The 12,781-nt window shown below is 69.3% G+C and carries 12 protein-coding genes; 6 read left to right on the plus strand and 6 right to left on the minus strand.

Features of this window, described 5'->3' with window-relative positions:
• Positions 1-2,868, plus strand: a 2,868-nt coding sequence (locus DB31_RS49815) for a hypothetical protein (protein ID WP_044197366.1), incomplete at its 5' end; no start/stop codon positions are given.
• Positions 2,869-2,936: 68 nt separating this feature from the next.
• Here the strand turns inward: DB31_RS49815 and DB31_RS37725 are convergent.
• The 3 genes from DB31_RS37725 to DB31_RS37735 form a co-directional block, all read right to left on the minus strand.
• Positions 2,937-3,446, minus strand: coding sequence for a hypothetical protein (locus tag DB31_RS37725; RefSeq protein WP_044197368.1), 510 nt, complete (start codon positions 3,444-3,446; stop codon positions 2,937-2,939).
• A gap of 83 nt (positions 3,447-3,529) precedes the next feature.
• A complete protein-coding gene (locus DB31_RS37730; protein ID WP_052420561.1) occupies positions 3,530-5,011 on the minus strand; it encodes an adenylate/guanylate cyclase domain-containing protein in 1,482 nt (493 codons plus the stop codon).
• 51 nt (positions 5,012-5,062) lie between these two features.
• Complete coding sequence (locus DB31_RS37735) at positions 5,063-5,575, minus strand: GreA/GreB family elongation factor (RefSeq protein WP_044197370.1); 513 nt, start codon at positions 5,573-5,575, stop codon at positions 5,063-5,065.
• A gap of 104 nt (positions 5,576-5,679) precedes the next feature.
• Between DB31_RS37735 and DB31_RS49820 the strand changes: the two genes are divergently transcribed.
• Positions 5,680-6,015: a PilZ domain-containing protein gene (locus tag DB31_RS49820; protein ID WP_276203682.1), complete on the plus strand. Its 336-nt coding sequence runs from the start codon at positions 5,680-5,682 to the stop codon at positions 6,013-6,015.
• Positions 6,016-6,084: 69 nt separating this feature from the next.
• Positions 6,085-6,759, plus strand: a complete 675-nt coding sequence (locus DB31_RS37745; RefSeq protein ID WP_044197372.1) for a dienelactone hydrolase family protein — start codon at positions 6,085-6,087, stop codon at positions 6,757-6,759.
• On the opposite strand, the gene DB31_RS37750 is transcribed toward DB31_RS37745, so the two are convergent.
• Positions 6,760-7,263 (minus strand): hypothetical protein, encoded by a 504-nt coding sequence (locus DB31_RS37750; RefSeq protein ID WP_157232367.1) that lies wholly within the window; start codon positions 7,261-7,263, stop codon positions 6,760-6,762. It abuts the gene before it with no gap.
• A 201-nt stretch (positions 7,264-7,464) separates the two neighbouring features.
• On the opposite strand from DB31_RS37750, the gene DB31_RS37755 reads away from it, so the two are divergent.
• A complete protein-coding gene (locus tag DB31_RS37755; protein WP_052420562.1) occupies positions 7,465-7,941 on the plus strand; it encodes a hypothetical protein in 477 nt (158 codons plus the stop codon).
• A 7-nt stretch (positions 7,942-7,948) separates the two neighbouring features.
• Here the strand turns inward: DB31_RS37755 and DB31_RS37760 are convergent, their stop codons facing one another.
• On the minus strand, positions 7,949-10,702 hold the full coding sequence (locus tag DB31_RS37760) for a lipoprotein N-acyltransferase Lnb domain-containing protein (protein ID WP_044197373.1): 2,754 nt from the start codon (positions 10,700-10,702) through the stop codon (positions 7,949-7,951).
• The gene (locus DB31_RS50975; protein WP_240487114.1) at positions 10,699-11,496 is read right to left on the minus strand and encodes a hypothetical protein; all 798 of its coding nucleotides are present in this window, start codon (positions 11,494-11,496) and stop codon (positions 10,699-10,701) included. The genes DB31_RS37760 and DB31_RS50975 overlap by 4 nt, the downstream gene beginning before the upstream one ends.
• Before the next feature lie 180 nt (positions 11,497-11,676).
• Between DB31_RS50975 and DB31_RS37775 the strand changes: the two genes are divergently transcribed.
• Together DB31_RS37775 and DB31_RS37780 are read left to right on the plus strand one after the other, a co-directional pair.
• Positions 11,677-12,087: a hemerythrin domain-containing protein gene (locus tag DB31_RS37775; protein WP_075306424.1), complete on the plus strand. Its 411-nt coding sequence runs from the start codon at positions 11,677-11,679 to the stop codon at positions 12,085-12,087.
• Entirely contained in the window at positions 12,084-12,773 is a 690-nt protein-coding gene (locus DB31_RS37780; protein WP_052420563.1) for a GAF domain-containing protein, read from the plus strand. The genes DB31_RS37775 and DB31_RS37780 overlap by 4 nt, the downstream gene beginning before the upstream one ends.
• Positions 12,774-12,781 lie beyond the last annotated feature (8 nt).

Here is a 12,781-nt window from a genome sequence, read left to right on the forward strand (position 1 = left end):
GACAAGGCCCGTGACGCCGCTCTCACTGCCATCGGCAATGATCCGGGCATCAAGGCTCAGCTGGAGAAGGCCGGCCTCACCCCTGAGGATCTCGTCGCCGCTGGCAAGGCCGCTCCGGCCATCATGGATGCCTTCGAGAAGCTCCAGTCGGGCGACGTGAAGGGCGCCCTGAACGACTTCCAGAAGGCCGTGGAGACCTCGCCCGAGCTGGCCGCCAAGCTGGGCCAGAAGCTGCTCGACAAGGTGCCCCAGGGCATCAAGGACCAGTTCGCCAAGCTCGGCATCACCTCCGAGGCTCTGCAGAAGGCGGGCCCCGCCCTGCCCCACCTCTTCGAGGCCGCCGATGCCGCCTCGAAGGGCGAGTGGCAGGCCGCGTACTCTCACCTCAAGGATGCCGCCGCCGCCGCTCCGGAGCTGGCGACCCAGGCCCTCAAGGGTCTCGCCAACCAGCTCCCGGACAGCCTCAGCGCCGTCAAGTCGCTCCTCACCAACGACGGCTTCCTCAAGGAGCTCGTCACCAACAAGGAGCTACAGGGCTCGCTCGAGAAGCTCATCGGCGGGGACTCCAGCGCCATCCGCGAGCTGCTCAACAACGACAAGGCCCGTGACGCCGCGCTCACCGCCATCGGCTCCGACAAGAACATCCAGGAGAAGCTGGCGAAGATCGGCCTGACTCCAGAGGACCTCGTCGAGGCTGGCAAGGCCGCCCCGAAGCTCATCGAGGCCTTCGAGCAGTTCGCCAACGGCAACATCAAGGAGGGCCTGGCCAAGATCCAAGAGGCCGTCGAGGCCGCGCCCGAGCTGGCCGCCAAGCTCGGCAACAAGGTCGTCGACGCCCTGCCCGCCGAGGTCAAGCAGCAGTTCGCCAAGCTCGGCATCACCGAGGACGCCCTGCGCACCGCGGGCCCGGCGCTCCCGCACCTCTATGACGCCGTGGAGGCTGCCTCCATCGGTGACTGGAAGGGCGCGCTCAACTCCGTGCGCGAGGCCGCCATCGCCGCGCCGGACCTGGCCACCCAGGCCTTCAAGGGTCTGGCCAGCCAGCTCCCGGAGAACCTCGGCGCCCTCAAGTCGCTGCTCACCAACGACGGGTTCGTGAAGGAGCTCCTCACCAACAAGGACCTGCACGATCAGGTCGGCAAGCTCTTCAACGACTCCACGCGCATGGAGGGCATCCGCGGCCTGCTCGGCAACGACAAGGCCCGTGACGCCGCGCTCTCCGCCCTCGGCTCCGACCCGGGTGTGAAGGCGCAGCTCGAGAAGCTCGGCCTGACGCCGCAGGACCTCGTCGAGGCAGGCAAGGCCGCGCCGCACCTGTTCGACGCGATGAAGGCCTTCGGTGACGGCAAGATCGAGGACGGCGTCGCTGCACTGGGCAAGGCCGCCGAGGCCGCACCCGCCCTGCTCGACAAGCTCGGTCAGAAGATCCTCTCCAAGCTGCCCGAGAATGTCCGCAACGGCATCAACAGCCTGGGCCTGACGCCGTCCGAGCTCACCCAGGCCGCCAAGGCCCTGCCGGACCTCATCCGCGCGGGCCAGGCCATCGCCTCGAACGATCCGCAGGCGGCGCTCAAGAGCCTCAAGGACGCGGCCGGGAAGATCCCCTCGGCGCTCGTCGAGAAGGCCATCACCACCATGGCCTCGAAGCTGCCGGAGACGGGCTTCGCGGGCATGGCGCGGTCACTGCTCACCGACCCCGCCTTCGTCAAGGAGCTGGTCAACAACAAGGACCTGCACGCCTCCTTCGACAAGATGATGCAGGGCGACTTCGTGAACGGGTTCCGGGAGCTGCTCGGCAACTCGTCGGTGCGCACCGCCACCGCGAACGCCCTGGCCTCCAACCCGGAGATCATGGACAAGCTCAAGCCGTTCGGCATCCAGTCGGGTGCCGACATCGCGGCCTTGGGCGGCGCTGTGTTCGACGTGATGGATGCGGCCAAGCACCTGGCGCAGAACCCGCCCAACGGGCAGGCCGCGCTCCAGTCGCTGGCCAAGGCCGTGGGCGGCCTGTCGCCGGATCTCCGGGCCCGCATGGTGGGCGCGTTCGCCGACAAGCTCAACCTGCCGCCCTGGGCCAAGGACACGCTGGTGGCGGCCGCGGGCCTCATCGGCAACGAGGCCGTGGGCAAGTCGCTGGGTGAGGCGTTCGACGCGCTCAAGCGCGGCGACATCTCCAGCTTCGCGGCGAGCCTGGCGCACACGGGCCGCACCATCGCGGAGACCTCGCCCGAGGTGGCCAAGGCGTTCCTCAACAGCCTGGCGAAGATCCCCGGCAGCGTCGGCAAGCTGTTCGCGGACAAGGAGCTCAACGAGGCCATGGTGGACTCGGGCGCGGCCGCCAACATGTTCAACGCGTTCGAGAAGATCGCGAAGGGCGACATCGGCGGGGCGCTCAACGAGGTCGCTTCGGCGGCGGGCAACCTGCTCAGCCACGGCAAGCACTTCGAGGTGGCCGGCAAGGAGCTGCCCTTCGGCCAGCAGGGCATCGAGAACTTCACCCGGCTGTTCGGGCGCTTCGTCGACGCGCTCCCGGACAAGATCAAGGCGAAGATCACCGAGGCCGCCGCGAAGTTCGCCGCCAAGGCGGGCCTGCAGTCCATCCCCATCATCGGCAACGTGGCCAGCGGCATCAGCGCCATTGGCAGCGCGAAGGATCTGTGGGACGCGCTCGGCGAGGAGCCGAAGGACCCCGTCAAGGTGGCGCTGGCGGCCGGTCAGCTCGGCCTGGATGTGGCGGGCATGGTGCCCGGCCTCAACTCCGTCACCGGCCCGCTCAAGATGGTTCTCGGCACCGCCTCGGTCATCAAGGGCGCGGCGGACCTCATCGGCGACCTGCAAGAGTTCCAGCAGGGACTGATGGGCGGGTAGTCCGCGCATGAAAAACCGGGTGGCCTCTTCGCGGGGCCACCCGGCTCAGGCGCTGCATCGGATGGGGTTCAGCCCAGCTTGCGGATGAAGGCGGCGGCCAGCTCGGCCTTCTTCGCGTCGGACTCGTTCGTGGGCAGCACGAGGATGCGCTCCGGCGGTAGGTACTTGCGCGCCCGGTCCTGCATCTGCTTGCTGTACTTGGCCACGTAGTCGTCCACGTCCTGCTTCTTCATGCCGCCGGCGAGCCCCTGCTGGCGCTGGGCCTCCAGCCCGGAGAAGTCCAGGACGCAGCCGTCCGCCTGCCCGAGGTAGAAGAGCCAGCTGTTGCTGTAGAGGCCGATGCGCGCCTCCTTGCCGGCCACCTTCTCCAGCGCCGCCTTGTAGTGGGGCGCCAGCGCCGCGTTCTCGCCCGGAGGGATGTTGGAGAGCAGCTGCTTCTGCGCCTCCGGGTTCTTGGAGAGCTCCGTGGTGATGGGATCGTTGTCCAGGTACGTCACCTTCGCGGCCTCACAGGCCCGGGGGATCCACGGGGCGGGCTCACTCGGCTCGTTGGAGAAGACAATGACGAAGCGCTTCATCTCGGGGGCTCCCAGCGAAGGATGCGTCCATCATACCCTCCGCCCCGTCCTCCGCGAGTCCCCTCGCGCATCCTCCGAGGGCCTCACGCCACTCGGACCGTCCGGGTCTCTCCTGCCACGGTGAGCAGCCGCATCTCGCCGGCCACCCCCTTGAGCGCCACCGTCCCTACCTCCTGGACGCGGAAGGCCTCACCGAGCCGCCGTGCCACCTCCTCGCTGAAGAGCAGCGGCGGCCGGGGCTCGCGGGCCTGGCCCTCGATGCGCGAGGCCACGTTGACGGTGTGTCCAATGACCGTGAACTCCAGCCGATCCGGACTCCCCAGGTAGCCCGCCACCGCTTCGCCCGCGTGGATGCCGATGCCCGCGCGCAGCTGCACTCCGCGCTCGGCGAGCTTCGCGTTGTAGGCCTCCAGGCGCCGCTGCATCTCCAGCCCCGCGGAGACGGCCGCGACCGCCGGATCACCCTGCCCCGCCGTGAGTCCAAAGGTGGCGAGCACCGCGTCTCCGATGAACTTGTCCACCATGCCGCCGTGTTGCTGGATGGCGCCCACCATCTCCTGGAAGTAGCCGTTGAGCACTTCGATGAGGACCTCGGGCGACAGGGACTCGGACAGCCGCGTGAAGTCGCGCAGGTCGCTGAAGAGGACCACCATGTCCCTCCGGCTGCCGCCGAGCACCGCTGCCTTGCCGTGCTGCGCGTACTTCTCGATGAACTCGGTGGCGACCTGGGGCGAGACGAAGCGGCCGAACGCCTCGCGAATGCGCTCGCGGAGCTGGAGCCCTCCCGCCATCTCGTTGATGCCGGCGGCCACGAGGGACAGCTCGTCCGGGCGGCTCGTCGCGGCTCCTGGCTGGAAGTCTCCCGTGCCCACCCGGCGTATCGCCTCCAGCAGCTGCTCCGAGTCCCGGCGCAGGCTGCGGCCATAGGCCATGGCCACCGCGAGCGCTCCGCCCGTGAAGCCGATGGCAAGCCCCGCTGCCTCGAGGAGGTACTGCCGGTCGCCCTGGAGCTCGTAGATGAACCGCTGAAGCGTGAGCAGCAGGATGACCACGGGCACGGTGGTGAAGATGACGTAGCCCTCGATCAGCCGGCGCCCGAGCCGCTCTCGCAGCTGCGCCTCGGGAGACTGGGTGGGGCTGGCCGGCAGCGCGTGCTCGAAGAGGAGGTACTCCACCTGCGCGAGCAGCCCACCGCCGAGCAACCAGTAGCCCACGGCGAACTTGAGATGGCTGGGGGCGGGGAAGGTGGGGTAGCGCGTGGCGTGCACGACGATGCCCACCAGCCCCGTCAGCCCCCACGAGAGCACCGACAACAGCCAGGCCCGGCGCGCGGGCGTGCTCTTCTCCACCGAGCCGGGGATGAACCGCAGCAGCAGCTCGCGCAGGACGATGTGGAACAGCGACAGCGCGATGACGGTGCGCGCCAGCACCGGCGGAGACAGGCTGCAGATGAAGGTGCAGACCAGCCGCGCATAGACGAAGGTGAAGAGTCCCACGACGATGGAGCCCCCGATGAGCACCAAGCGGAGGAGGGGCGGAAGTCGAAGGGCTGGGGCAGACATCATGAGGGCAGCCTCGGGCGCGCGGCGCGCCGGGAAGACCCCTCGACTTTACTCTCAGTGGGTAGGCGGGGAGTAGGTGACGTCCGTCACCGTGTACTCCACGGCTCCACGCGGCCGCTCCACCTGGACGGACTCGCCCACCTCCTTGCCGAGCAGCGCACGCGCGAGCGGTGACTCCACACTGAGCCGGCCCGCCTTCACGTCCGCCTCGTCCGGGCCGACGATGCGGTAGCGCACCTCGGCGCCATCCTCATCCTCCAGAGAGACCCAAGCGCCGAAGAAGACGTGCCCTTCTTGAGAGGGCTCGGGCGTCACCACCCGCACCTCCTCCAGCGTGTCCGCGAGCTGCTGCGCACGGCGCTCGCGCTCCCGCTTGCGCACGCCCGCGTCCAGCTCCGTCTGGCCCTCGGCGCTCGGCTCCGGAGCGAGCAGCACGGCGAGCTCCTCCTGCAGTGCCTGGTAGCCCTCCGCGGTGATGTAGCGCTTCTCACCCTGACCGGTGCGCGGCCGCACGGGGACGAGCCCCTCGTCGCCGCCGCTGTCTTCCTTGGTGAATGCCTTCGACATGGCGCCTCCCCGCCTCTTCAATCTGGAGCACCTACGGCCGCTCCGCCAGCGGGAGCTGGCGGCCAGAAACTTGCCGCATGGAAACCCAGTGGCACGCTACAGGTATGTACCGCCCACGAGTGATTCCGCGTTACTCCTACTGCCTCCCCGTGCGCTTGAAGGGGATGCTTCCGGTGTACACCTGGGATGTGTCCGGCCGGGGCTTCCAGGCCGAGATGCTCCAGCCGGTGAAGCCGGGCACGCCGCTGGAGGGCACCGTCAACCTCGGAGGCACGGAGTTCGCCTTCGAGGGCGAGGTGGTGTGGATGCGTCAACACGCCGGCGAGCGGGCGCGAGGCCGGTATGGCGTGCGCTTCCTCTCCCTGCCCGCGGACTTCCCGCGGCGGCTCGCGGAGTACAGGAGACGACAGGGCCGGCGTCTCGTCCGCTGGTTCCGCTGAAGTCCCGCTTTCTCGCGTCCGCTTCGGGTCTATGGTGCCGCCTCCTGTCACTCACGAGGGGGCTGACCCATGGCACAAGCGACGCAGCTGACTGGAACCGATGGCAAGGAAGTCCCGGGCTACTTGAGTGAGCCTTCTGGAGGCTCCTCGAAGGGTGCGGTGATCCTCATCCACGAGTGGTGGGGCGTGAACGAGCACATCCGGGGCGTGGCGGATCGGCTGGCGCGCGAGGGCTTCACGGTCTTCGCAGCGGATCTCTACGGCGGCAAGGTGGCCAAGGACGAGGCCACGGCGCAGCAGTACCTGAACTCGATGGACTGGCAACAGGCCGGAGAGGTGCTGCGGCGCGCGGCCGAGGCGCTGCGCCAGCGCAAGCCGGGAACGAAGGTGGGCGTGACGGGCTTCTGCATGGGCGGCGCCGTGGCGCTCTTCCTCGCGGCGAAAGATCCCGAGATCGCCGCGTGCGTGCCCTTCTACGGCATCCCGGGAGACGATAAGGCGGACGTGACGAAGATCCGCGCGCCGGTGCTCGGCCACTACGCGAAGATCGACAACTGGTGCTCGCCGGACCGCGTGGACGCGCTGGAGAAGAAGCTGAAGGGCGCGAACGTGCCCGCGGAGATCCACCGCTACGACGCGCAGCACGCCTTCTTCAATGACACGCGCCCCCAGGTGTACTCGCGGGACAACGCCGAGCTGGCCTGGAAGCGCACGGTGGAGTTCTTCCACGCGAAGCTGGGCTGATCACTTCCCAGGGTTGGGAGAAGCCGGAGCTTCGGGAGCCGGCGGCACGGCGGGGGTGTCCGGAGCCGACGGGCTCGAGGGCGCCAGGGAGCCCGTAGAGCCCGTGTTCTCCTCCGGGGCGGCCGGGGCCACCGGGGCCGCGGGCGGCGGGGACTCGGCCGGAAGCTCCACTTGGAACTGGTAGCTCTGCACGCCCTTGGGCAGCACCACCTCCACCAGCGGGTTCTCGTCGAGCAGCGCCTTGGCCACGGGCACGGAGATGCGGCCCTGGGCGTCGCTCGTCGTGGCCAGGCGCGTGCGGCCCCCGCCGGCGATCACCTTGGCGCCCTCGATGGGCTGTCCCGTGGCCGGGTTCACCACCCGCATTGTCAGGACCTGACCGTCCGCGGCCTTCGAGGCGCCTTCGGGCTGGACCATGTCCCTGTAATGCGGGCGCAGCGCACAGGCGGACAACAGACTGACGGCAACCAGGACAATGCTCAACGAGGCACGGCGGAGGCTCATGGGCTTTCCATCCAGGGGTGAGAAACCGGTACAGCAGGGCGCGGCAGCATAGTCAGCTCTCAGGGCCACGTCCTGCTCCTCGCGGTGCCTCCCGGGAGACCGGGCCCTGGCTGTCCGCATGCAGGCCGGGTGGGCTCGCCCCCGTGCCGCTCCGGGAAGCGTGTCGCATCTTCAACAACACGCAACGAACCGGAGCCCCGCATGTCAGACACCACCCTGATTCCTTCGGACCAGGACAAGACCCCTCCCTCGTACGCCACGGAGCCGGCCCGGATTGAGACGTATGCCGACCTTCCCCCGGGCATCACGCTCAGGCCCGAGGGCATCTCGCTCAAGCACAACATCACCGTGGTCAGCATCGCGGCCATGGTGCTCACGAGCTTCATCACCTTCTGGATGCCGGTCTTCAACGGCCTGCTGGGTGGATTGGTCGGCGGCTACCACGCGGGCAGCATGAAGCGGGCGCTGTTCGCGGCGGCGGTGACCTCGGTGGCCGTGCCCGGCCTCTTGTGGTTCCTCCACTTCATGAGCGAGCAGCCCAGTCTGCTCTTCTTGATGGGCCTCAGCTTCAAGGAGTGGCTCGTGGCCCACATCATCGGCACGTTCCTGGGCGCCATCTCCGGGGTGTACTCGCGGCAGCGCATCACCGAGCGGGACATGTACCCGAGCGCACGCTGACGCCGCGTCAGTTCAGCTCCAGGCCCAGGACGAGCCGCCGCTCCAGGGTGCTGTCGAGGCGGGACGCCAGCCGTCCCGCCCAACGGGCCTGGGCGCGAGGTGCCAGCAACAGCCGGTAGCGGCCGAGCTGTCCCACCGCGAGGTCCACCTGCAGCGTGCCTATGGCTTCGTGGGTGATGCCGTCGCCCATGCGCCAGAAGGGCGCGTACTCCGCCTCCAGTCGCACGGCGTTGGCGAGCGAGCCGGGCAAACCGGTGCGATGTGAGAGTGAGAGCCGGGGCCCGAGCGCCGGAGCCAGGACGCCGGGCCCCCAATGCATTCCCGCCTTCATCCCCGCGCCCAGCACCGTGAAGTGGCGGAAGCGAGGCCCCTCGGACACCACCGCGAGCGCCTCGGCGAGGGCCGTCGCACGATATGGGACCGCGCGCTCCCGCTGGGTCTCCATCTGGGCCGCCATTCCCCACCCGAGCGCGTCTCTCACCGAGCGCTGGTGGATGGGCAGCTCGCGCATGAGGGTGCGGTAGCCCACCAGGGTGAACCGGGAGCTGAGCACCCGAGGGACCCCCTTCCGCGGCAGGAGCGACAGCTCGCCCTCCAGCGCGCGCAGCTCGCTCCCCGACTGGAAGCCGTGCAGGCGCGCATCTCCCAGCGACTCACTGAGCCCGGCGGACTGGAAGACGAGCACCGGCCGGGAGCCTCCTGCCGCTGGGAAGTCCACGCCCATCGCCATCACCATGCGGGCCGCACCCGACCTGACCAGGGCGCCATCGGCCCAGGCTTGCGCACTCTCCACTTTCTGGCGGTGGTCCTCCGCGAGGAAGGTTCCTGGATCCACGCTGGCCAGCGCTCCCTCCTGCAGCGCGCCCTGGGCCTCGGTCGAGGCAATGAACGCGGCCTCCGTCACCTCCGCCTGCTCCAGGATGCGCAGCTCCTCGGAAGTCGCCGGGCGCCGCGGGGCCTTGGCGAGTGCCTCTTGAAGCAGGCTGATCCGATCGAGCACCGCCAGGCGGCGCTGCAGCTCGTCCTCCCGCTCGAACTGGCGCTGGCGGTCCCGTACGCCCTCGGCCGCGGAGGGGACTCGCACGCGCACGGCGAGGACGCGGTTCCGTTCGATCTCCAGCTTCTCGCCCTCCGCACGGTCCGCGGCGCCTCGCTCCACGCGGACCGACCAGGCCATGTAGGCGTGGAGCTGTCGGCGGACCTCGTCCACCTGCTCGGGAGGCACCGCCTGGAGCAGCTCCGTGAGGACCTCGGGCATCCTTATATAGGTAGCGCGGCGCACCTCGGGGCTGGCCGAGCGCAGGCGCCAGTGCAGCAGCCGCAGCCGGGCGCGCGCCGCGGACGGCAGTTGGGCGGAGAGCCCGCTCAGGAGCTCCTCGCGCGACACATGCGCCCGCTCCGCCCGGGCTTCGGTGGACTCGAAGTCATCCGGGATGTACTCGAGGAGCGGCTGGGTCTCGCCCCCAGGAGCCTCCACCTCCACGCGGGAGATCATGTCCAAGGCAGCGGCGGGCAACACCCAGAGCGAGCCGGGCAGCCGCACCTTGCGGCCTCCTTCGAGCGCTCCATTGAGAAGGAAGACCAGCGCGCTTGCGCAGTTCTCGGTGAAGAAGCGGTAGGGGAAGTAGCCGCGCCGCTCCAGCTCCCAGATGCGCTCCAGAAGCCGCACCTGCTCAGTGGGAGTGAGCCGCAGTCGGAAGCGGCGCACGGAGCGCTGCTCCAGCTCCATCGTCTCGTGAGACACCTCTCCCATCGTCGTGGTGAGGAAGCCCGTGTCGTAGCCCCCGAGCAATCCCTTGAGGGAGTACTGCAGCCCGCGCGCCTCCAGCCCGGTGAGCGCCACCAGCTGCACCACCGGCGCGAACCCTGGCCCGCGAGGCACGGCGCCCTCGCGCCATACGGGGCGCAGCATCAGGTGGCCGAAGAGGGACTCGGGCTGCCGTCCCGACGCGGCCGCCATCATCACCTCGAAGTGGGTGAGGTTCTCCAGCTCTGCCCAGGTGTCGAAGGCCGGGCAGCGCCCGCGCGGTGGCAGGGAGGCGAGCCCCTCGGCGGCGAGGCTCTCCGAGAGCGCCCGGGCCTTGGAGAACTCCTGGCAGCGCACCTGATCGTCCACGCCAAGCGCGTCGGGACGCAGGGACTCCACGGGGGCGAGCAGCTCCTCGGCGAAGGTGACGAGATCCAGCGACGCGCTCACCTGCCCTCTCGCGCGGCTGAAGGCGCCCGCGTAGCGCATGAGCACCTCCTCGTGGAAGGTGAACAAGCGCTCGAAGGGCCCGACCCACCCATTCAGGCGGCGCCAGCGCGGGCCCTGGCTCCAGCCCCGCGCGTCATCCCAGCGCTGAACCACGGCATGCACCACGGCGCGGCGGCGCCACAGCCGCTCGGCCTCCTCGTCCGTCAGGCGCGAGAGCCGGAAGGTCGCGCGCCGCTCCTTGGAAGGCGCGTAGCGATAGAGGTGAAAGCGCTGGTGGCCCTCGGTCCACTCCGGCCGGGTGACACTCCCATCACCCAGGCCCAGGGGAGAGGACTCACGGTGCAGTTCCAGTTCCAAGAGGCCACCCGGCGGACGGCGCAGCGCAGGAGGAAGCGAGGCCAGGCCCGCTTCGATCTCCGCTACGAGCGCCGCGTCCCAGGCCTCACGCGGACGCAGCACCACGCCATGCTCCGCTTCCAGCGCGGCGATGCGCTCGGACAGAGGAAGCTCGGCACCGGCCGGGAGCGCCCCTAGCAGAACGCTCACCAGCGCCAGGAGCCTCACCGGCTCAGCTCCCCTGCCTCGTACGCCGCCAGGAACGCGCGCCGGTCCTCCTCCAGCCGAGGATCCGTGGAGGCAAGCTCACCCACCCGCCGCATCCACTCCACCGCACGCTCGGGCGTCAGTGCACGCGTGTCCGCCAGGGCCAACAGCTCCTGACGGTGGGCGCGCAACAGCCGGCCGAACACACTCAGGTTCTCACGGCGGATGCGCGCCAGGGAGGCCAGCTCCTCGATGGTGGGCCCTGCCCCCAGCGCCAGGTCCTCGCGAAGCTGGTGCGTGCGAGAACGCAGATACGTCTGCGCGGCCCGGGAAACCTCCTGAGGCGGAGGCGGCGGCGCGGACGAAGGAGGTGGCTCCCTCATGGCGCGATGAGCAGCCTGCCAGAACACAGCGCCCAGCCCAGCTGCGGTGAGGCCGATGACAGTGGCCGAGGCCAAGGGGTTGTTGTTCTCGCCGCTCGTCCTCGAGTTGGAGTCGCCCGACGAGTTGTCGGAGTTCGAGTTGGCATCACCCGACGAGCCGCCCGACGAGTTGTCCGACGAGTTGTCGGAGTTCGAGCCCGCGTCACCCAACGAGTCATCCGACGAGTTGCCCGAGTCTGAGTTGGAATCCCCCGACGAGTTGCCCGAGTCCGAGTTGGAGTCGCCCGACGAGTTCCCAGACCCATCCGACGAGTTCCCGGAATCCGAGTTCGACCCGTCCGACGAAGCCCCCGAGTCCGACGAAGCCCCCGAGTCCGACGAATCCGCGGCGAAGGCCCCGGTCTCCGAGGCACTGTACTGCCGAGGCCTCATCACTCCGGGTGTCTGGCAACCTGACACTGTGAGGCAGACAGCCACTCCCCAGCAAGCCGCGCTCTTCTTGAGTGTTTTCATAGGTCGCCCCCCTGTTTGATAGAAAGGGGACATACTGGATCCCGCGACCCTGGATGAAGCGTTGGTTGACCTGTTCCCTCCCTGCCTACACATCCCCTGATGCACGCCAGGCTCCAATCCCTTCAGGAAGACCACTCGCGGCTGCGAGCCCTGCTGCGAAATTGCGAGACTGCGGGCCCGAGAGAACTGGCTGCGGCCTTGCGCCGCCTGGAGGAGGTCTTCGTTCCCCACCACCAGGCCAAGCTGGCGCTCTATGACGCGACGCTTCAGGGCTTCCAGCAGGAGGGAGACAAGACGAGCGTCTCGGTCCTCACCATCTTCCGCGCGAACATGCGGGTGATGTCCGCGGCCATCATGGGCTTCCTTCAGTCCCCGGATCCGGATCCTGCCCGGTTCCATGAGCGCTTCCGCGCCGTGGCCTCCTCGCTGCGCTCGATGCTCACCACCGAGGAGAAGGTCGTCTTCCCGCTCTGCATCCGCTACGCCCAGCGGTCGGAGGTCCAGTCATGAGCGGCAAGCTTCCCGAAGATCTCTCGGTCCTGGACGATGGAGCGCGGCTCCAGACCTTCGATGGAGGACTGCTCGACCGGACGCCGGACCCCGAGCTGGAGCGGCTGGTGGCCCGGGCCGCGGAGGTGAGCGGCTTCCCCATCGCGCTGGTGTCGCTGGTGGTGGATCAGATCCAGTTCTTCCGGGCGCACGTGGGGCTGCCGCCGGATCTGCGCGCGTCGCTCGCCACGGACCGCTGCACCTCGTTCTGCCAGTTCGTGGTGGCCGGGGATCGGCCCCTGCACATCGAGGACGCCCGGCAGGTCGCGGAGCTCCCCACGGATCTGGTGGAGCGCTACGGCATCCGCGCGTACGTGGGCTTCCCGCTGCGCGTCCAGGGGAAGACCGTGGGCTCCCTCTGCGTCATCGACGTGAAGCCCGGCACGCTGGCGCCGGAGAGGCTCGAGGAACTCTCGCGGCTGGCGGAGGCCGCGCGCACGCGCCTGGAAGTACTCGCCTCGAAGTGGGCGCCTCCCGCGAACGCCGCGGAGGAGAAGTCCCACCGCGCGTGGATGGCGGTGGCCGAGTCCCAGTCGCTCGCCAGCCTGGGCGAGCAGTTCGCCGAGGGGCGGCTCACGTTCGAGGAGTTCCAGCGCGGGCTTGGCGCGCTGGCGTCCTTGGCTGGCAGGCTCGAGCAGAAGCCCTGAGGGGCGCC

The organism is Hyalangium minutum, assembly GCF_000737315.1.
Taxonomy (GTDB): Bacteria; Myxococcota; Myxococcia; order Myxococcales; family Myxococcaceae; genus Hyalangium; species Hyalangium minutum.